Raw genomic sequence first — 20,569 nt, 5'->3', positions numbered from 1 at the left:
GATATTACTTAGTCTTTGAGGTGTCGCGGTGTAATGCCTGGTAAATACCAGCGTTTTTTCAACGTTCCACGTTGGGAATCTATATGGAAAGAATTCTTATCGAAGGTTGCGCTTATATATCCGTGATAGCTTGTTAAATATTGCGTTACGCCCAAACGCTCGTAACGTTTAGCCACAACATACGCAGGAAACTGCCATCGATTCTCATAACCTTGCGTAAAGATCACAGCTTTTGGTGCAACGTGTTCTATAAAAACATTAGTAGAAGATGTTTTGCTTCCGTGATGCGGCGCAATAAGAATGTCGGCACTTAGATTTGTAGAACTCGCTAAAGTATCCATTGAAGCCCCCTCTGAAAAACCACCCATGATTTCACGGGTTATCAACGCGTACTCACTTGTTTTCTCAATGTCACCAGGAATTAACACGCTACCAGCGTCGCTTGTTATTTTAACCACACACGACATGGCATTGTTGTCTTCTTTGTTGCCATTTGGCGGCCATAGAAAATTGATTGTTAAGTTCTGCCAGCGTATACGCTTTCCTCGCTCACAACCTAATGTTGGTGTGTAGAAAGTGGCTTTTTTAGCTAAGGCGTGTTGTCCAATGGCTAATGCCCCACCTGCATGATCGTTGTCACTATGCGTATGAACTACAACATCTATATTCGAAATATGCTTACTTTCTAAAAAAGGTAACAGGTGTTTCGTTGCAGTATGAGCATTGCCATTAAACTGAGCGCCAGAATCAATAATCATAGCCCGACCTCCCGCAGTCACTGCAATAGCACTGGCCTGGCCCGCATCAAATACATGCAGCGCCCATGCCGATTCATTGGTAGGTAACCACTTTTGAAAAATGCTTAGCGATGGGAGCAAGAGAAGCGCTACGCAGATAGCTTTGTACCGCCATGTTGGCAAAAGAAAAATAAACAAAGCGACAATTAGACAAAGTGCCGCACCACTACTTACGTAAAAATTGATAGCGCTCCCAGAAAACTGACTAAGAACGTTCAAAAGCGATAACAAATACCCTAAACACACATCACTGTAATGCATAAGCATGCCCGTAACTTGTTGTGCGAAAGGCAACTCAGCAAAATGAAGGACTAACAACGAAATTAAACAAATAGGTAAAAGTAACGATATGACGGGCAAGGCGATTAAGTTGGTAACAACTGCAACAAAACTGGCGCTACCAAACCATATTAGGGTTAGGGGCATCATTATTACGGTAAGTGCTACTTGTAGTTTAAACAAAGACACATACCATGGTGCTCGCTGTAGCCCCCAAACAACAACTAAAAACCAAATGCACAGTACAGCCCCTATGCTCAAGTAAAAGCTAGCGCTTAATATAGAGAGAGGAAACAGCAACAAGCTCAAAGTAAGCATTGCGAGCGCAACATTTACTGGCCGCCATGCATGTCGAGAAAGAGACAGCACACACCCCATAGTTACCAGTATCAGCGCACGCACAACCGGCAATGCGCTTCCACTAAGCAACGCGTAACAAAAACAAGCAGCGACAAGCACACAAAGCACAGAGGCTCTAATTGGCGCGCTGGTTTCAAACATCTTACTTATTTGCTGCTCTCTGTTCTTTCGTGCTGTTGCCGGATAGTTGATGGAGGCTGAACGTACTAACCAATATTTCGCTCTGCCTAATAAGCCTGTAACATGCGTGAGTAAAAATATAACGGGGTTAAAAAACAATAAGCAGACCCCAGCGATAAGTGATAGATGCATGCCTGATATACTAAACATGTGCCCAGTGCCGGTGCGTTGTAACAGCGTCCAATCACCCAACGTAAAGCCCGTTTTATCCCCTAGCAGCAATGCGCGCCACCATCTTTCATGAATAAGATCTAGCTTCTGCAATGTTGTAGCAAGTTCATGACGCACTGAGTGATTATGCTTTGTTTTAACGTGCTCTATCGACTTAATATAGCCAGTTGCATGAATAAATTGGCTAACCAACTGCTGTTGTCGTCTAGCTCCAACAGGATTAGCCGTACCGTATGCAGGTTTAAGTTTTACAATTGCGGTGAAGGTATCGCCGTTGTGCAAACAATTTAATTTCACCTGAGACGGAGAAACTGATTGAGGCCGCACGCCTTTAGTTGCCTGTTGAGCATATGCGATTTTCTTATTGGCTAAGCTTTCGCTTTTTCGATCATTTGGGAATTCATAACGTTGGTGAGTAAGACGAGCTTTGAAATTAAACGTGCTAGTTAAAACACGCTTAGGCAAGGGGGAAAGTATACCCTTGTCTACAAATGTCGCTGTGCTTTCACGGTTGACCGACTCAATAGCGACAACATATTGATAAGTCGCATCCGGCGCACTAGCAGTGCCGAAGACACATCCCCCCGACACAACTCGACCTGAAATTGTGACATCTTGTTGAATTTTCCCTTGGGGCAGTTGCCAAGCGTAGTAAAAATGCCCTACACTCGCCACCCAAAGTAGTCCAGACAGCAGCCCGCTCACTGCCCAACATAGCAGCACCTCTGGAAATGCATGATGTTCAGCGGGTTTTGTCGTCGAAATGAATATAATGATAGTCACAGATATTATTAAAATGGCAATCTTCAATGCCATGCTGTGAGTACTTGGAAGTTTTTGCCAGAAAACTGCACTTATTGCGCTAGCGCAAAAACAGCTTAAGCAAATTGTGATACGATTGACCATGTTTTCACGTAGCAATTGACAGTGAGTAAATGTGGGTGGTGCAAATTCATGTTGCGCAATTCCGTTTACTGTTATTTTATCTGTCTTTTTTGATTTTATTTTCGAGATGCATTGATATTTATGCCTAAGAAATTTATCCGACGTTTTTTGCCAGATCACCAAAGCATTAAGCAAAACAAAGCTTTAAAAATTTTTGGTAGCGTATTGCACGAGCCTAATCTTTGGCACTTAAACCGTCGTTCTGCATCTGGTGCATTTGGCATAGGTTTATTTTTCGCGTTTTGGCCGGTACCGTTTCAAATGTGGCTTTCTGCCGGTTTAGCTATTCCATTTCGAGCAAACCTGCCCTTATCTGTTGCAACTGTTTGGGTGACTAACCCATTTACTATTCCGCCTATATTCTATGGGGCTTACAAGGTTGGTACTACTGTACTTGGGACCAAGCCTGAGCATTTTGAATTTCAGTTTAGTTGGCAGTGGGTTGTAGAAAGTATTAATACTATCGGCCCTGCATTTTTAGTCGGGTGTGGAATTTGCTCGGTTGTGTTTGGTCTAGCGGGTTATTTCTCTTTAAACTGGGTTTGGCGCTTTCAAGTGAAAAAAGCCTGGGAAAGACGCAGACAAATGCGGAATCAAGAAGCCCACTAGCGTGAGAGCCCTACACTTGAGGGTTGTAGAAATATTTAGCTTTGTTCAAGCCCCTTACAACGTTCAGTACAAAGTACGCCGTAAAAGACAGAGCAAGAATTATAAAAAAACGCCACTTCATAGAAGTGGCGTTTTTTTATTGGTAACTATCAATATGAGTTCGGCGTCAATCTATTCAGGAAAACCATTACGCCGAGCGCTCTTATTGAATTTAAGCCAGACAGGCTACTTTTCATGCTCTGATAAAAAAGCGATAAGCGCAGCTTCGTCCCATACCTCCACATCTAGCTCTTGTGCTTTGGTTAATTTGGAACCCGCTTTTTCTCCTGCAACTAGGAAGTCGGTATTCTTACTTACCGAGCCTGCCACTTTTGCACCAAGTAACTGCAAACGTGCTTTCGCGTCAGAACGCCCCATTTCGCTAAGCGTACCGGTAATAACGCATGTTTTGCCTTCAAGAGGCAAATTATCCGAATCTGGCTTTTCAATAGCTGGCCAATTAATTCCTTCTTTTAATAGCGCATCAATAACATCGGTATTGTGTGACTCGTTAAAGAAATTGAAAATGTGGGTAGCCACCACTTCACCAACGTCTTGGACTTCAACCAGTGCTTCAAGCGACGCCTCGCGAATAGCCTCCAAGGTTTCGAAGTGCGCAGCCAAGTTTGCCGCAGTAGCTTCGCCAACCTCACGGATCCCCAATGCGTATAGGAACTTGGCAAGCGTGGTTTGCTTTGAAGCTTCAAGCGATGCCAGTAGCTTACTGGCAGACTTTTCAGCCATGCGTTCCAGCCCAACAACATCGCCTAACGAAAGCGTGAAAAAGTCGGCGGGACTATGCACAAGATCAGCGTCAACTAACTGATCGACTAACTTGTCGCCCAGACCATCAATATCGAATGCTTTACGCGAAGCAAAATGCTTAAGCGCCTGTTTGCGTTGTGCGGCACAAATTAACCCACCGGTGCAACGGGCAACCGCTTCATCTTCTAGTTTCTCAACCTGCGAATCACACACTGGGCATTGGCTTGGGAAGGTAATGTCAGTTTCGCTACCTGTGCGATTAGCTTCTACCACAGATACCACTTGAGGAATTACGTCACCCGCACGGCGGATCACCACGGTGTCGCCAACTTTAACGCCTAATCTGGAAATTTCGTCCTGATTGTGAAGTGTAGCATTCGACACAGTTACTCCACCTACAAACACGGGCTCTAAGCGGGCAACCGGCGTGATCGCACCAGTCCTTCCTACTTGAAACTCAACGTCCAGTAACTTAGTCACTTCTTCTTGTGCAGGAAACTTCTGCGCAATCGCCCAACGAGGCGCTCGAGCAACAAATCCAAGGGCATTTTGCAGGTCAATACGGTTAACCTTAAACACAACGCCGTCAATGTCATACGGCAAACTGTCGCGCTTTTCCAGAATGTGGTTGTAGTATGCCAAGCAGCCCTTACCGCCCTCAGCAGTATCGATATCAGGGCACAATGGCAGTCCCCAATTACCCAATTGTTTTAGGCGCTCGCTGTGTGTTGTGGGTAATTCAAAACTTTCAGGTTGCACTACGCCTAGCGAATAAGCATAAAACATCAGCGGGCGCTTGGCCGTAATTTTAGAGTCTAACTGTCGTAAGCTGCCGGCCGCAGCATTACGAGGGTTGGCAAAAACCTTACCCCCCGTTTCTTTTTGGTGTTCGTTGAGTTTTGCAAAGCCATCACGGGGCATAAACACTTCACCGCGCACTTCTACGCGCTCAGGATAATGATCACCACGAAGCGTTAACGGCACATTAGAGATGGTACGAACGTTCGCCGTGATATTCTCTCCTACCTGACCGTCACCACGGGTTGCAGCACGCACTAATTCGCCATTTTCGTACAGAATACTTACCGCTAAACCATCTAGCTTGGGTTCGCAGCTAAAATCTAACGTTGCCGAATCTTTTAGTCTGTCTTTTAAACGTTTTTCGAAGGCAAGCAGTGATTCTTCATCAAAGGCGTTATCCAGCGACAGCATAGGAACATCATGGGTAACTTGTTCAAAGGCCGATAATGCTGCGCCCCCTACTTTTTGACTGGGAGAATTCGGGCTTTGAAGCGTAGGATATTGTTTTTCTAGCGCAATAAGCGCCTGCATATCTCTATCATATACTGCATCAGGAACCGAAGGGTCATCCATCACATAGTACTGATAGTTGTATTCATTAAGTGTGTTGCGAAGTGTTGCTATTTGTTGCTTTGCTTGTTCTAAAGAATCTGACATGGAGTTGTTGTCACGCCGTTTAAATAGTTAAAAGTATTACAATTCGTTGCCAAGGCCTATTCGCCCAAGCCGCTGTATGTTTCAAATGGGCTGCAAAAATCTGATCTATTTCAGTCAGGTTGTGAAACGAACAGCCACGCTACAATGCTATGGCTTGCTAGCCCTTGTTATACATCAAAGATCAATAGACCCTAATCAACAGAAAAGGACCTGGGTATGAGCCAAGTCCTTTTTTGTTGTTGCACCTGCATGAATAATCCACAAGATTGAGGCGCAAGTGATAAATTAACGCTAGCTGCGCGCAATCATACGCTTGCGCTCGAACTCACGAATTTTCTCGACGTATTGCTGTAAGCCCTGCTTCGTTAATACGCTTCGGCGCCCATCAAGTACTTGTGCGCCGAACTCATCTGCCAATTTGCGGGCGGCATTGTGCATCATGTTAAACACTTGATGAGGGTCACCCTCAATAGGCAATATCATAAACAGTGAAATACCTTGGGTTTCAAAGTTCTCTAGGTTATCAATATCGAAAACCCCAGGCTTAAACATGTTAGCAAGGCTAAACAATACTGGCCCTTTGCCATTTGAGTTTACGTGGCGGTGGAAGATGTCTTGATCGCCAAATTTAAACCCTAATGTTAATAGCATAGGTAATAGTGCAGCACCTGAAATGGGCTCGCCTTCTGGCGTTCTTACATTTAATACTAAAACCTCGGGTTCAATCGACGACTTAGTGGTCTTTGATGTAGTTCCGGCACCATCATTGCCTGACTCATTAGCACTAAAGCTTTCATCGCCAAAATCAGCGCTAGCTGCTTCACTGGTGTCAAAATCAATACGCATTTGATCGTCACCAAAATTCGGCTCTTCACGTCTTCTCACTGGCGTTTTGCTTCGTTTATTACGTGCAAAACGTCGAGGCTGTTCATTTTCTTCATGAACATCGCTGGATGAAACAGACTCTTCGGGTGCATCTAAACTAAAATCAGCAACTTCTCTTTCGTTTTTAGCCGGCGGCTGCACTGTTTCAGGCTCTTCCTCCAGCGTTGGGTCGATATAAAACTTCTGTGCAGGACGAACTGGCTCTGCACGCCCTCTTTCTTGATGACCGCCCGCCTGACTCTGAATTGGGTCATGCGATTGCGCGTTATCCGCTATCTCTTGATTACTTGGAGTATTTGGCTGTTCGCTTTCTTCACGCTGAGAATGCGACGCTAAAGACACTTCCTCTTGCTCTTCGCCTTCACGAAGTAAGAAGCCAGGAGGTTCAGGGAACGCGGCAAGGTTTTCGTCGCCTCTGTTAGCACCTTTTGTTGATGGGCCATCGGGACGAGTTTGCCCTTTCATGTGTGGCTTCGGATTCGTAACCACAGAGCCATAGAGCTTTGGTGCTTTCTCAGCTTCTTCTTTCCCGTCAGACGGCATAGCTGAATTACCAACGCTGCTTGAGCGTTTACCCGCATGCTCACCGTGTGCGCCCTCTTTTCCATCACCGTGCTCTTTTGACGTGGCATGTTGAGACAAGCTATCGTCGTCATCAAGTTCTTCGCTGCTGTAAGCATGTTTTTCATTGATATCGTGATGTGCAGGGCCATTTGCCGTATTCGTCGATACGTCGCTTGCAGCCTCATGCTCTTGGTTTTGTGATTTGCTAACCACGCGCACCGCGCCAATGCCAAGCTCGTCAAAGCCTTCTTGCTCGTCGGACTCGAAATCGTTGTCATCATCTTGCCACTGACGGGGCTCTAAGCGCTCTTTTTCCGAAGGCTTACTGTTTTTACGAATTTTCCAAATACCATGGGCAAGCACTGCGATGATAAAAACCGTGCCTCCAAGGAGTAAAAATAGACGTAATTGATCTTCCATTTAATTTCTTTCGCCCTTTGTTATGCTTCTGCGAAGGCTACAGCCTCGTCCACATCTACCGCCACCATGCGCGAAACTCCCGGTTCCGCCATGGTAACACCGGTGAGGTGACTGGCCATTTCCATCGCTATTTTATTGTGGGTGATATAAATAAACTGCACTGTTTGTGACATTTCTGACACTAAGTTACAAAAGCGCCCTACATTTGCATCATCCAATGGTGCATCTACTTCATCCAGCAAACAAAATGGAGCCGGATTTAATCTGAAAATAGCAAACACCAATGATAAAGCGGTTAGTGCTTTTTCTCCACCGCTTAAGAGGTGAATCGTACTATTTTTCTTACCAGGGGGGCGAGCCATTATCGTCACCCCAGTTTCTAACAAATCGTCATCGGTAAGCGCAAGATACGCCGAACCGCCCCCAAACACTTTGGGAAATAACGTTTTAAGGTCTTCGTTAACCTGTTCAAAGGTAGTAGAAAAGCGCGTGCGGGTTTCTTTATCAATTTTCCGAATGGCCGACTGTAGCGTTTCCAAGGCTTCAGTAAGGTCGTTGTGCTGTGTATCTAAATGTGACTTTCTTTCCGACTGGGTTTCATATTCTTCAACCGCGGCTAAGTTCACTGCACCTAAGCGCTGCAAATTAGCCTGCGTTTTTTCAAGGTCTTCTTGCCAGCGCTTCTCTTCGGCATCTTCAGGTAAGGTTTCTAGAATGCTCTTCAGCGACTGCTGCGTTTCATCAAGCTGTTCTAAAATCGTATTCGCACGTACACGGTAGCCTTCAATATCAATGTTGAGTTTATCGATATTGGTTTGTCGCGTTTGAATGTCTTTACCCAGAGCTTGATGCCCTTTTTCGGCTTCTCGCAACCACTGCTCTATATCTTCAAGACTACTTTGCTTAGCACTTTTCAGTTGTTCTAATTCCGCTTTATTCTCTAACAACGACTGTAGCTCTGCTTCTTGAATTTCTTCAGGAGACGTCAGCTGTGTAAGTTCTTTTTGTAATCTTTCTTTGTTTTTTATGTACTCTTCACGCTGCTGAAGGTTACGTGTAACCTGTTGACTATATAAATTCTGGTGGTTCTCTAGTTGCTGCTTCTTAAGTGCAAGCTCATGATTTTGCGATGTTAATGTATCAACTAACGCGCGTAGCTCTGATGTAGTTCGCTCATTTGCATCACGCTTAGCGTTCACATCGTCAATGTGTACTTCGTGTTCAAGAATTTGTGCCTCTTGAAGCTCTAATTTTTCCGAAAGCTGAGCTAACTGCTCTTCTTCTTTCGCTAACATTAACTCTTGCTTTGCTAATTCGTCATTAAGTTTGGCAGTGCGTGTAGACTGTTGCTCTTGCTGCATTTCAAGCAAAGAAAGTTTATTTTTAATCTGTGCGCGCTGGTTTTCTTTTTCACCCAAGGCGCTCTGAATAGCCTGCTTTTGCGCTTCGCTCTGTTCAAGTGCCTGTTTGGCGCGCTCTAGTGAATGCTCAATCTCATCTATAAGGCTTTCAGTTTCTTCAATGCTGTCTACCAGCCCCTTAATTTTGTTCGCCCGCTGCAAAGCACCGTCGCTTGCATCGCCAGGTTTCACTACCCACTGCGAGCTTGCCCACAACCCTGAAGGTGAGATTGCGCTAGTAAACCCCTTGGCTATACCTTCAGGTTCATCTTCATTGTTAAAAGCACTTTCAATTGTTGTCGCAAGTTCGTCATCGTTGCGACAAAGGTAAATGTCATTAAAAAATGCGGGAACACGCTGTGTTGACGATTCATTAGTGCTATATTCAGTTAATAGAGCGTGTGCTAATGAACCCGATCTGGCAGTGCTTACAAACGCCTTATCGGTAAACACTTTAATGCCGCTTGGCAAATAAGCGCGATTTTGAAGCAATGCCTGTATGTCATGGCTTTTGGCAACAACGGGGTCTTTTGCGTGTTGTAAAATCGATTCTACGCAAGGTGCAAGGGTTTGGTTAGAGCTAAATTGTTGCCACAGCTTTTCTAACCCGTCTAATAGTACGTCTTCATTATTTGAGGCATCTTGCTGAAGCGCTTCTAGCGCAGCTTTTGTGGACAGTGCAGTTTGCAACTGGCCCTGTGCATCAAGGCGCTTCGCTTCTATTGCGTTGACTTCGTCTTGTTGCTGCGACACCTTTTGATTAGACTCTTGAAGTAATTGCTTAGCTTCATCAAGGTCAAAATCGAGTTCGCTACATTGCTCCTCTAAAAGCGTTATCTGACTGGCAAAATCTTCTTCATCTAGCTGTTTTAGCTCGTCTTGTAGTTCGCTTATACGCTGAGAAGTGCGTAACTGCATGCTCATCGTTGACTGAATTTGGCTATGGCATTGCTGAACATTCTGACGAAGTTGATTGTAGGTTTGTTCTTGCGCTCGCGCTTGTGCGTTGAATTCTCTTAGCGCTTGTTCAGCGTCTTCAAAACGCTCTTTGGCATGCTCTAACTCTGCTTCCTTAAGGGCAAATTCAGGCTCAATATTTTCAAGCGCCTCATTTGATACTGCAAGCGCTTCCTGTGCCTCGTCAATAGAGTGGTTAAGCAATTCGTGTTGCTCGCTAATTCGTGCTAACTCTTGCTCTACCTGACCTTTGCGTTGTTTTGCGTGCAGCGCATTTTGCTCTAGTCGCGTTATTGCGTTACTGGTAGTAAAAAGCTGCTGCTGAAGATCATCTATCGTTTGTTTTGTTTCCAGCTGCTTGGTTTTGTACGACTCAAGCCCAGCTTCATCGCCCTGTAGTCGAGCCACTAAGTCGTCAACTTCTAACTGCAGTGCTTGCTGCTGCTTTTGTAGCGCTTCTATATGTTCACTATTTTTTAGAAAACGAAGGGCTGCTAACTGGCCTTTTAGCTCTCTGGCTTGTGCACGTAGCGTTTTGTATCGAGTAGCCGCAGCAGCCTGACGCTGTAATTTTTCGAGCTGCTTGCCCAATTCATCGCGCACATCATTCAAGCGTTCAAGGTTATCTTGCGTGTGCCTTATACGGTTTTCTGTCTCTCTGCGGCGCTCTTTGTACTTTGAGATACCCGCGGCTTCTTCTATGAATACACGCAAATCCTGTGGCTTAGATTCAATAAGCCGCGAGATCATACCTTGCTCAATGATGGCGTAAGACCGGGGGCCTAGCCCTGTTCCTAAAAACAGATCGGTGACATCACGCCGGCGACATTTAGTGCCGTTTAGAAAATAGGTAGAGGTGGCGTCCCGTGTAACTAAGCGTTTAACAGATAGCTCATTGTAGTTGGCAAATTCACCTGCTATCCGCCCTGCACTGTTGTCGAAAACAAGTTCAACGCTACATTGCCCCACTGGCTTACGAGACGAAGAGCCATTAAAAATCACGTCGGTCATTGCATCGCCGCGTAAGTTTTTGGCAGAACTTTCACCTAAAACCCAACGTACAGCATCAATGACATTCGACTTGCCGCAGCCGTTAGGGCCTACGATGGCGGTCATTTCGCCGGGGAATGGAATGGTAGTTGGCTCAACAAAGGACTTGAAACCCGCGAGCTTAATCTTTTTAAGCCTCACACATCATCCCTCTTAAACACAAAGCTGCACGCGGTATCGCCTTGATATTAGCCAGAAACCAGCTAACCATCGGCTGAAATAGCAGTTGATGTAGAAATGATGCAATCACACGGAAGATTCTTTTGTTATTATGCTCCGACTCTACCAAATCTAACAGCTTGTAACAATTACCATTTCACTGAGTTAGGCAGAGAATACGCCAAGCGCGTATGATAGAGCAGATAGTTAACAAACACAGCGTTTCAAACGCGAAGGAGTACGAATGAGTTCAGGCGGTGTACATTATTTCTTTGAAGGCTTTTCGCTCATAAAAACCAAAGGATTAAAGCGTTTTGTTTTTGTACCCCTAACAATAAACTTAGTGCTTTTTTCTGTGGCTTTTTACTTCTTATTTGGCCAAATAGAAATGGGTATCGCTTATGTGATTGATCTTGTACCTGAATGGTTAGGCTGGATAAAAACAGCGATCAGCTTTTTCTTGTGGCCCCTAGCAGTCATCAGCGTATTGCTCATTTTCGCACTGATCTTTGGCACACTGGCAAACTGGATTGCAGCGCCGTTTAATGGCGTTCTATCAGAAAAGGTTGAGCGTCATTTAACGGGTCAAGATTTAGGTGACGAGGGCGTGATGTCTTTAGTTAAAGACATTCCTCGAACAGTGGGCCGCGAACTCACCAAGCTGGTTTGGTATTTACCTCGCGCTATTGGTTTTTTGTTATTGTTCTTTTTTCTGCCCATTATTGGGCAAGTCTTGTGGTTCTTATTTAACGCCTGGATGATGGCAATTCAGTACTGCGATTACCCATACGACAACCACAAAATAGATTTTACGCGCATGCGCCTGCACCTTGGCGAACACAAAGGGAAAGCGATGACGTTCGGAATGATGGTGAATATATTCTCACTTATTCCCGTGGTTAACTTTATCGTTATGCCCGTAGCAATTTGTGGTGCAACGTCTATGTGGGTAAGAGAGCTTAAAGATACACTCGCCAAATAGTGGCGAGTGCATTGTTTTAGTAATGACAACTGCGGTTATTTGCCACCAGTAAACGCTTCGTATTCAGCTAACCAGTGTGCGGCTTCTTTTTGGTTGCCGCTATTGTGGAATGCCTGGAAGAAATTCATTGAAATAGGTCGCTGGGCATTTTGTTTTTCCAGCTGCTGCTGCCACAGTACCAAATATAAAGGCGGGATCACGCCGCTATCGTGATGTTCCATAAAGGTAATTCTGCGGCTGGGCTTATAGCTGTTTTCCCCCAATACGGTGCACGTTTTGGCGCGTGCAATAATGGTTGCAGGATCTATCTCTAGCCAATTTTCGACCGTTTTGTGAGGTGCATACCAGTACTCAGAATCTACGATTAGGTTTGGTGGTGCAAAATCGCTTATTCCATCTTCATCGCACAGCCTATTCGCCATGCCCTTGCCAATAGGATATTCGTCAGCGAAGCCTGCGAAGTGCGCTAGCTCATGAACAAACACTGAATAAGCGTCACTGATGTCTAAGTACATTACGCCGTTTTGAACATTTGCCTTACCCTGCTCTGCCACTACTACTGCATGACTAAATTTCTGCTTTTTCGCAATGCTTGCCAAAGGAGTAATACTACAGCCTAAGATCCCAGCGTTCTTATAATCCGGATCGCAGCTTAGTACATCGGGTTTAAGCCAAATAGGCGGGGCCAGGCAAATAGAAAGGTTCTGCAGACGCTTGTCGTTATTGAATGAGTTGTAAAGACTGTGCGCACGCATGATAGTAGCCAAACTGGTAGCAAAAGGCTGTATACGCTGAAGACACTTCCCTTCACTCTCCCAGTTAAATGAAGGAGACTGCTTTAGTGCTTGCTCTATAGAATACGGCGTGTAGAGATTGATGGCCTCTAAGGCTTTTTCCGCTTGAAGATGCCCTTTCTTCGCAGCAAAGCTAAAATGCTCCTTAGCCTCAGAAAATTCCCCTTCGTCCCACAGAAGGCGAGCATACTTAAATGCACTTTGCATGTCTAAGGTTGCTGTTGCTGCGAGCAGTGGTTTCGCTAGTTGTTGTTGCCCGTGTAGAAGATACCAATCGGCCAATGCGGCCTGTGCGGGTACGTAGTTTTGTGAAGCCGCGCGTACCAGCCACTTCTCACGTTTTTCTGGCGAATCGGTAGACATTGCAAACGCAAGCTGTGCTTCTGCGACCTCGCCGAGCGCCGCTAAGCGCATAAAGCGCTGTGACGCACCTTCTTCACCTAATATTTGGTACAGCAGCCATGCAGCGTCTGCGTTTTCAAGATTAACTAGCTTCTCTAGAAAATAGATTGCAGTGGTTTCATCAATATAGTCAGTAGCAATAAAGCCTGCGTTATACGCACGCTCAAATTCACCGAGCAAGCGTGCCTGTGCATTTTCACTGCCCTGCTTTGCAGCTAACCAAAGTAGCGCTAGTGCATCATGCTTAAGGTGATAGTTAGAATAATTGAAACGTTCGGTATTAGCCGAAGTTTGAGCGTCTGGAGAAGATTCTGCGAAGTCCTGTCCGCTAACCTGTGCCGTGCCGTCAGCAGTATCTTCTGAAGCAGAACTCGCCTTTTCAGTTGGGTCGCTATCTGACACTAGGCTTGCCGGCGTAAGCACCTTGCTTGCATTAGCAATTAGCTGCGGGACATAGCGTCCGCTATCGCCCGCAACTATGAGCAGTGCGAACACTGCTAAAAATAAGCCTCGCATAACGCTTGCTGCTTACTCTTCGCTAACCAGATCGCTGCTAGCTAGTTCACGCAAACGGTTAAGTTCCATTCGTGCGTAGCGGTGTTCAACGTAATCAAATACATTGGTGCTTAATGCAAGCTTGAAGTAATTTGATGCAATACCGCTGTTGCCGCGCTGAGTATGAAACTTACCTAAGTAAAAATACGCTTCACACAACCTGTCTGTTAACGCTTTTTGGCTTTTCACACCGTCTAACAATGAGTTAAGTACATCGTTCTCATCAACAGTACCTAAAAACAAATCCACCAGCGTAGTAGCCCAGTGCTGGTTGTCCAGCGTTGGTCGAATAGAAGCTAAGTATTTTTGTCCTTCAAGCTCTGACACGTCGTGATGCGCAAAGTACGCCCACAGAGCGCGAAATGGATCGCTGTCATCTTTTTCAAAAAAGCGGTTAAGATCGTTGGTCGCGAGTTCGGCGCGGCCACCGTAATAAAGCGCAATACCGCGATTTAGGAACGCGAAATCATACTCTGGGTTGATTTCCAGCGTAGAGTCGAATGCGTCGTAAGCCTGAATAAAGTCGTTCTGCTGAATATAGTGAATACCCATAGAATTATAGGCTTCAGCCAAATCTGGCTTTAAATTAATGGCTTGGGTGTAATCAAACTGCGCTAAGCCCGATAGGCCCACGCTGTCGTACAACATGCCTCGCTGAAAGTGCAGTTCAGCTTTGTCTTCATCTGATAACGCAGGGCTGGTAAGCACCTGATTGTAACGAGCAATAGCCATTTCGGAACGAGGATTAATGGGCGCAGGTTCGGCTAAAAGCAGGTTTCCCATTTGTGGTCTTTCTGAAACAGGTGGTGTTTGCGCACAACCGGTTAAAATAGCAGCGAATAGAGAAAAAAAGATGAGACTAACGTTTCTGCACATGGTAAAAAAGCATTCTATAAAAAAAGAAAAAACCGCCTGAGTATTAAGTATACGCTTGTTGCGGCGCTAATGCCGCCAACCTTCTCGCATTTGATGATAAAAGTAAAGCGTATTGGGTGGTTAACACAGGTAGCTATGAAGAAAAATAATTTAGAACAACTATCACAACTTGCTTTTGACGCACAGAAAAACTCACACTCACCTTATTCCGACTTTAAAGTTGGTGCTGCGGTGCTTACTCCAAGTGGCGAAACCTTCTCTGGTTGTAATGTAGAAAGTGCTGCTTTTCCATTAGGACAATGCGCTGAAGCCACAGCTATTGGCAATATGGTCACACAGGGACAAAAACGTATTTCGCATATCGTTATTGCGAGCCCGAACGACGAGTTTTGCTTTCCGTGCGGTGGATGCAGACAGAAAATTGCTGAATTTGCCCCAGATGAAACTCCCGTTACCATGGTAAGTCAAAACGGCGAGACATTCGAAACCACCATTGGTGAGTTACTTCCAAATGCCTTTAGAGCACACGATTTAGACAAATAAGTCATTCCTAAAATACTGTTCGTAATCGAGGCTCGAGCGAGTTTCACCGCCCTTACCTCGTTTACGAACGCATCCAGCTAAACACCCTATAAATCAGCACATCAACGGCTTACTCGACTGTTTAATTGAAAGTATTCTTCCTTGCGCATCAAAGGCGAGCGCTACATGCGTGCCAATATTGATATCCCCTTCTATGCGACCGTTAATATTTAATGATGCAATAAGGTTTTCAGAAACCACAACTTGCTGATTTTTGCAGCTCACCAAGAGCCAATACCCATTTTGCGCCGTAAGCGTGGCTGGCTCTAACGTAACCGCTCTAGCGACTAAATTGCTTTCAATATATTGTTGAGTATAGGCATTAAATCGCGCTTTATAATCAGTTCCGGCTTTACCAGCTAGCAGCTTATCTTCCCCTTCGAATCCGTGATATTGAACAATGTCTACACGGTGTGCTGCCGTTTGAAAAGGCGACGAACTATTACGTTGGAATGTACCGATATTGTATACGCCCAACATGGCAACGATTGCGAATGCCACAGCCGTAAAACGTAAGGTTGAAGAAGCGAAGTACGCTCGAATATTAGCAGCCGTAACGGCAAATACGCGTTTTATTCCACTATCACTTTCTATTGCCTTGTTGTACGCGAGAACCCTTTCACGAATTCGAGCATTAGCCTTTTCACTCATTCCATCATTTTGCTTTTGTACCTGCTGGCTGCGTTTAAACGCATCTTGTAGCTCTTTATCTGATGTAGACATGATTACAGTTTCTCCAGCATGGTTTTAAGGCTGTCTTTGGCATAACGTATCCGGGTTTTAATCGTTTCTTTTTCAGCGCCGCAAATAGTGGCGATTTCCGCTAACGAAAAACCTTCAAACTGTAGCGAAAGCGCCTCTTTCTGCTTGTAGGGTAACTGCTGAATACATGCCTTAAACACGTCTTTTTCTATCCCTTTTGCTACATCGTCCTCTACCGAAGACTGTGCATTTTTAAGTAACTCGCTTAACGAAAACGACTCAACTGCCTCGTTGTTAAATTCAAGCTTGGCGTTTTTTCTGAATTCATCAATAAGCGTTCGCCTACCAATAGTGAAAAGCCAGGCCTGAAAATTATCCCCGCTTTTAAATAAGTGACGATTTTCGATAACCTTAATCCAAGTGCGCTGACACATATCTTCTGCAACAGTGCTATCACTTAACACCTTCAAAAAATAAAATAGCTTATGGCTGTGTAAGTCAAACAGCGCGGCTAACGATGCTTCATCACCTTTTGCGCTGTACCGCAGCATCAGCCTTTCGCTGACTCCCAGCACTTTTTCGCGCTTGCCTTGAAACAGGCTTTGCAAGCTTGCGCCTATACTCATAGGCAGTCCTTATTGTTCTAATTTGAAATCTAATACTACAACCATACCTGATTGACTAACAGGTTTACCGCCATTCAGCTTGGGTTTGTACTTCCATTTTTTAAGCGCTCTGCGCGCAGCTCTATCGAACACGCGCTTGGGCTCTGAATCTAGTACTGTAATATCAGACACTGAGCCACTAGCACTTATCGTAAACCCTAGCTTTACCCAGCCTTCAATACCGTCGCGACTGGCCTCAGGTGGATAAGTGGGGTCTACCCTAAATTGGGGTGTGGCTTGCATATCACCTTGCGCACTGTTCAAGTTAATCGACAAATCTAACGCAGTATTAGGTATGTGCGTTTTTATCTCAAAGCCGCCTGGGCCTTCATTGGGCTCAGGGTCAATCTCAATAACTTTTTGAGGTGGCGTTTTAATTACCTGCTCAATTGGCACCATTGGTTTTTTAGTGATGGTCCGTTCGTCTTCAGGTTGGTAAATGATCGGCTCAAAGAACACCGGTGGGGCTTCGCTTATGTTTACTTTGTCTTGCTTAATGAGCTCTGCCATTAATACGAAAAGCCCTGCCGTAACGGTACATCCAGCAATAGCAATTGTGGCCGCGTTTAAAGCACGTTTAGCGAAAGGCGCTTTTTCAAACGGTAGTACACTTTGGTGTGTTAAGTGCTTTGGGTTGGCGTTTGGTAAAATTGTTGTTTGCATAATGTTCCCCCTTTTTTCACTAAACGGGGGAACTGATATAAAGGGGTGAATAAATGTGAACGTTTTTATTTAACGTTGACGTTTTACAATGAACGAAAGGTTAACTTTTATTTTGGTTACTCGGCTTTTCGCCTTCACGAGTAGGCTCTGCAGACGTCTGATTGGCGCGGTCTTCTTCTTGGCGTTTATTCAGCTTAGCAGCGGCCATAAATCCAATAAAAAATATGGCAAAAATAACAACGCCTACCCAAATCAAAACATTAAAAAGAAAGTCCATATCATTCCCTAATCACAATTTCGTGAAATAACTTTAACATTTATTTGTTTGGGTAGGTTAATTAGATCACCACTGTAACTACACCACCATCTTAGTTATTCAGAAACTTCAACACCAATAGCCATAACAGACTGTCCGTCTTTGATGGCTGGCATTTGATTAACCATCATAACCGTGCCATCAACGGGCGATTTAATGGTTTCAACGAGATTTCCAAAATAGTCCGTGACCGCACCTACATCCTGCCCTGTCTTTACTTTATCGCCTATCACCACAGAAGCTTTGAAGAACCCGTTTTTTGAGCTCTTAGGATATTTGATTGTTCCATAGATAACTGGCTCGGGGTGCTGCTTTGGCGTCTCTGGCAGCATTTTCAAAAAATACATGGCGTTTTTAGCCACATCTAGCGCTTCTGCTACCGATTCTTCATCTGTCTGTGCCAAATGCCCAATTTCAGTCGTCAGTCCCGGCTTTCCTCTCGTCATCGCTGTGTTAGGGTATGAAATTGAATTGTTGGGATCTCTTGGGCGGTCGCCATACATAACGATATGCTGCATGCCCGTGGCTTTGGCAAATTCAAATGTTAACGCATCAAGTTCTTCGTCGCCCACAAAAGGAGAATACACATGATTCAGCAACGTTTGGTTTGCGCTACCAGAATGCATGTCGATCAAAAAATCTGTTTTGCCGATAAACTCTCTGGTTAGCAACTCCGCAATCTGTTCTGTCGGTGTGCCATCAACGCTCCCTGGGAATTCCCGATTTAGGTTTTTCTCATCTTTAGGGTTCAACGCGATTCTATTTGCGTGAAACCCATCTAAGTTTGCCAAGTGCAACACAACCAACACACCGCTCATCTCTTTAGGATCTATGCTTTGCTGTAGTTGCTGCAACGCATACATAGATGGAAACTCATCGCCATGAATACCAGCGGTAAGCAACAATACAGGACCGTCACTTTTTCCGTTAATAACCGTCACTGGCAAGGTTATGTTGCTTTCTTTAGCAAGATATGACGTTTTCTGCCCCGTTTTTGTTGTCACCCCCATTAATTCATAGGGCGCATTTGCACTAACATTGAGGCTAAACGCACAGCATAGGAAAACAACAATGGAGGCAAGAGGATTCTTCTTAAATAACATAGCTGACAACTCATGAGAAAATAGCGCACTAGTAAGCCAGAACGTTTCAACTTAATCAATAAAGAGTATTTTAAAACACCTTTGCAAAAAAATACCCGCTATAAAGCGGGTATTCTCGATTGGTAAATTAGCTTGCTCGCGCGGGCTCCAGTTCGGGGTGCGTGTTCTCTACGTGATGCTTCTCTCGCACAGGTTTTACAAGTAAGTTAGCAATAAATGCCAATACCAATAACCCAGCCATTGCATACATAGTGGTATTGTAGAGCGTAGAGGTTGGGTCTACCGTTCCGGCTGGCGCAATTTCCAGCAAACGTGCAACCGTTACCGTTTTAGCTTCTACCAATTTTTGCAAGTCAGCCATTGGCGCACCAAACTTACTTGCAAACGCGGCAGGGTCGACTTTTTCCGCTAAATCGGCAATTGCATTTTCTACTGACATATTGCGCAAATAAGTAATAGCGAATGGCCCTAATACGCCGGCAGTAGACCATGCTGTTAGCAATCGGCCGTGAATGCCGCCTACATGTAAGGTACCAAACAAATCTGCCAAGTATGCAGGAATGGTTGCAAAGCCACCGCCATACATTGTGAAAATTATCATTGTTGCAATGTAGAACCCAATTAACGCCGTGGTGTTCCCCAATCCAGCCCAAAATGGAATAGACAAGTAAAGCAGCGTACCTATTACGAAAAAGCAGTGGTAGGTATTCTTTCTGCCAATGTAGTCAGACGTAGACGCCCAGAAGAAACGCCCTACCATGTTAAACACCGAGATCATCAATACATAGGTACCCGCAAAACCTGCGGTAACAATAGCTAAGTTTCCAAAGATCTCATTGATCATGGTCTTGGCTACGCCAATAACGCCAATACCCGCGGTGACATTGAAACATAATACTATCCAAAGCAACCAAAATTGAGGTGTTTTAAGGGCTTGATCAATATGGACGTGATTTTTCGATACCATTCCTTTCGATGATGCTTCAGGTTTAGGCTGCCAACCTTCTGGTTTCCACCCCTCTTTCGGTACGCGATACTGGAAAGACGCAAACATCATTACAATAAAATAAGCGATACCAAGGGTAAGGAAAGTCGATGCCGCACCAGTTTCGCCCGTACCAACGACATAAACACCGGCTTCGCCACCGAACGAGGCCGCTTGATTTGCAGAGGCAATAACCACTTCTACTTTTCCTGCTGCCGTCTCTGCAAAACGACGCCCTTCTTCGGTAACCAGCGCAACCATGTTTTCTGCACCTAAGTATTCTGGCGCTCTTTGAAAGGTTTCAAGCAGTGCACTAATAAGCGGAGCGCCTATCATTGCACCTCCACCAAAACCCATGATTGCGAGACCTGTTGCCATACCTCGTCGATCGGGAAACCACCGTATAAGTGTTGAGACTGGTGATACGTAACCGAGCCCAAGCCCGAAGCCGCCGAGTACGCCGTAGCCCAAGTACAGCAGCCAAAGTTGATGGGTAGAGATACCTATCGAACCAACAATAAAACCACCGCCCCACAAGAAAGCCGCAACCACGCCTACAAAACGAGGCCCTACTTTCTCTAGCCATTTACCCGCAAATGCGGCAGCTAAACCAAGGCAAACAATAGCCACTGAGAAGATCCAAACAACCGAAGATAAACTCCAATCGTTAGCAGAAGACGCAACAACGCCTAAGTCTCGAGTTAGCGGAGTGTTGAAAACTGACCACGCATAAACAGACCCGATACAAAGGTGGATTGCGATAGATGCAGGCGGAACCCGCCAGCGGTTATAACCATCTGGTGCGACAATGTTTTCTTTGCGTAAGAAAGCAAGCGCCCCCGTTCCTGAAGTTGACATACATTTTTCCCCTATATGTATTGTGCGCGTTTCTATGCCGCTTTATTA

Annotated in this window: 15 protein-coding genes; 3 read left to right on the top strand and 12 right to left on the bottom strand. The window is 45.1% G+C overall.

Going from position 1 to position 20,569, the window contains the following annotated elements; translation table 11 throughout:
- Window positions 1–8: 8 nt before the first annotated feature.
- Window positions 9–2,603, bottom strand: coding sequence for a DNA internalization-related competence protein ComEC/Rec2 (locus AWH61_RS06790; RefSeq protein WP_075176560.1), 2,595 nt, complete (start codon window positions 2,601–2,603; stop codon window positions 9–11).
- A 210-nt stretch (window positions 2,604–2,813) separates the two neighbouring features.
- On the opposite strand from AWH61_RS06790, the gene AWH61_RS06785 reads away from it, so the two are divergent.
- A complete protein-coding gene (locus AWH61_RS06785; RefSeq protein WP_014949426.1) occupies window positions 2,814–3,341 on the top strand; it encodes a DUF2062 domain-containing protein in 528 nt (175 codons plus the stop codon).
- 225 nt (window positions 3,342–3,566) lie between these two features.
- Here the strand turns inward: AWH61_RS06785 and ligA are convergent, their stop codons facing one another.
- The 3 genes from ligA to smc form a co-directional block, all read right to left on the bottom strand.
- Window positions 3,567–5,603: an NAD-dependent DNA ligase LigA gene (gene ligA, locus AWH61_RS06780; RefSeq protein ID WP_075176559.1), complete on the bottom strand. Its 2,037-nt coding sequence runs from the start codon at window positions 5,601–5,603 to the stop codon at window positions 3,567–3,569.
- A 291-nt stretch (window positions 5,604–5,894) separates the two neighbouring features.
- On the bottom strand, window positions 5,895–7,472 hold the full coding sequence (zipA, locus tag AWH61_RS06775) for a cell division protein ZipA (protein ID WP_075176558.1): 1,578 nt from the start codon (window positions 7,470–7,472) through the stop codon (window positions 5,895–5,897).
- Window positions 7,473–7,492: 20 nt separating this feature from the next.
- Window positions 7,493–11,020 (bottom strand): chromosome segregation protein SMC, encoded by a 3,528-nt coding sequence (gene smc / locus AWH61_RS06770; protein ID WP_075176557.1) that lies wholly within the window; start codon window positions 11,018–11,020, stop codon window positions 7,493–7,495.
- Between the two features lie 262 nt (window positions 11,021–11,282).
- On the opposite strand from smc, the gene cysZ reads away from it, so the two are divergent.
- The gene (gene cysZ, locus AWH61_RS06765) at window positions 11,283–12,020 is read left to right on the top strand and encodes a sulfate transporter CysZ (protein WP_014979262.1); all 738 of its coding nucleotides are present in this window, start codon (window positions 11,283–11,285) and stop codon (window positions 12,018–12,020) included.
- A 35-nt stretch (window positions 12,021–12,055) separates the two neighbouring features.
- Here the strand turns inward: cysZ and AWH61_RS06760 are convergent, their stop codons facing one another.
- Both AWH61_RS06760 and nlpI read right to left on the bottom strand, forming a co-directional pair.
- Window positions 12,056–13,732 (bottom strand): SEL1-like repeat protein, encoded by a 1,677-nt coding sequence (locus tag AWH61_RS06760; RefSeq protein ID WP_075176556.1) that lies wholly within the window; start codon window positions 13,730–13,732, stop codon window positions 12,056–12,058.
- Between the two features lie 12 nt (window positions 13,733–13,744).
- Window positions 13,745–14,647 carry a lipoprotein NlpI gene (gene nlpI, locus AWH61_RS06755; protein WP_014949420.1) on the bottom strand — a complete coding sequence of 301 codons (903 nt, stop codon included), beginning with the start codon at window positions 14,645–14,647 and terminating at the stop codon, window positions 13,745–13,747.
- 135 nt (window positions 14,648–14,782) lie between these two features.
- Here nlpI and cdd point away from each other — a divergent pair, with 135 nt between their 5' ends.
- The gene (cdd, locus tag AWH61_RS06750; protein ID WP_249922612.1) at window positions 14,783–15,190 is read left to right on the top strand and encodes a cytidine deaminase; all 408 of its coding nucleotides are present in this window, start codon (window positions 14,783–14,785) and stop codon (window positions 15,188–15,190) included.
- A 93-nt stretch (window positions 15,191–15,283) separates the two neighbouring features.
- On the opposite strand, the gene AWH61_RS06745 is transcribed toward cdd, so the two are convergent.
- From AWH61_RS06745 to AWH61_RS06725, 6 genes are all read right to left on the bottom strand, one after another.
- The gene (locus AWH61_RS06745; RefSeq protein WP_075176555.1) at window positions 15,284–15,952 is read right to left on the bottom strand and encodes a hypothetical protein; all 669 of its coding nucleotides are present in this window, start codon (window positions 15,950–15,952) and stop codon (window positions 15,284–15,286) included.
- Between the two features lie 2 nt (window positions 15,953–15,954).
- On the bottom strand, window positions 15,955–16,557 hold the full coding sequence (locus AWH61_RS06740) for an RNA polymerase sigma factor (protein WP_075176554.1): 603 nt from the start codon (window positions 16,555–16,557) through the stop codon (window positions 15,955–15,957).
- 9 nt (window positions 16,558–16,566) lie between these two features.
- Window positions 16,567–17,259 carry an energy transducer TonB gene (locus AWH61_RS06735; protein WP_014949416.1) on the bottom strand — a complete coding sequence of 231 codons (693 nt, stop codon included), beginning with the start codon at window positions 17,257–17,259 and terminating at the stop codon, window positions 16,567–16,569.
- A 100-nt stretch (window positions 17,260–17,359) separates the two neighbouring features.
- Complete coding sequence (locus AWH61_RS20115; RefSeq protein WP_170870496.1) at window positions 17,360–17,536, bottom strand: hypothetical protein; 177 nt, start codon at window positions 17,534–17,536, stop codon at window positions 17,360–17,362.
- A 95-nt stretch (window positions 17,537–17,631) separates the two neighbouring features.
- Window positions 17,632–18,678: a succinylglutamate desuccinylase/aspartoacylase family protein gene (locus AWH61_RS06730; RefSeq protein WP_249922611.1), complete on the bottom strand. Its 1,047-nt coding sequence runs from the start codon at window positions 18,676–18,678 to the stop codon at window positions 17,632–17,634.
- A gap of 127 nt (window positions 18,679–18,805) precedes the next feature.
- Window positions 18,806–20,521 (bottom strand): OFA family MFS transporter, encoded by a 1,716-nt coding sequence (locus AWH61_RS06725; RefSeq protein ID WP_075176552.1) that lies wholly within the window; start codon window positions 20,519–20,521, stop codon window positions 18,806–18,808.
- Between the last annotated feature and the right edge of the window lie 48 nt (window positions 20,522–20,569).

Source organism: Alteromonas sp. W12 (assembly GCF_001924945.1).
GTDB lineage: Bacteria > Pseudomonadota > Gammaproteobacteria > Enterobacterales > Alteromonadaceae > Alteromonas > Alteromonas macleodii.
Note: the sequence above shows the minus strand (reverse complement) of the source record. Positions and strands in the feature narration are given on the sequence as shown.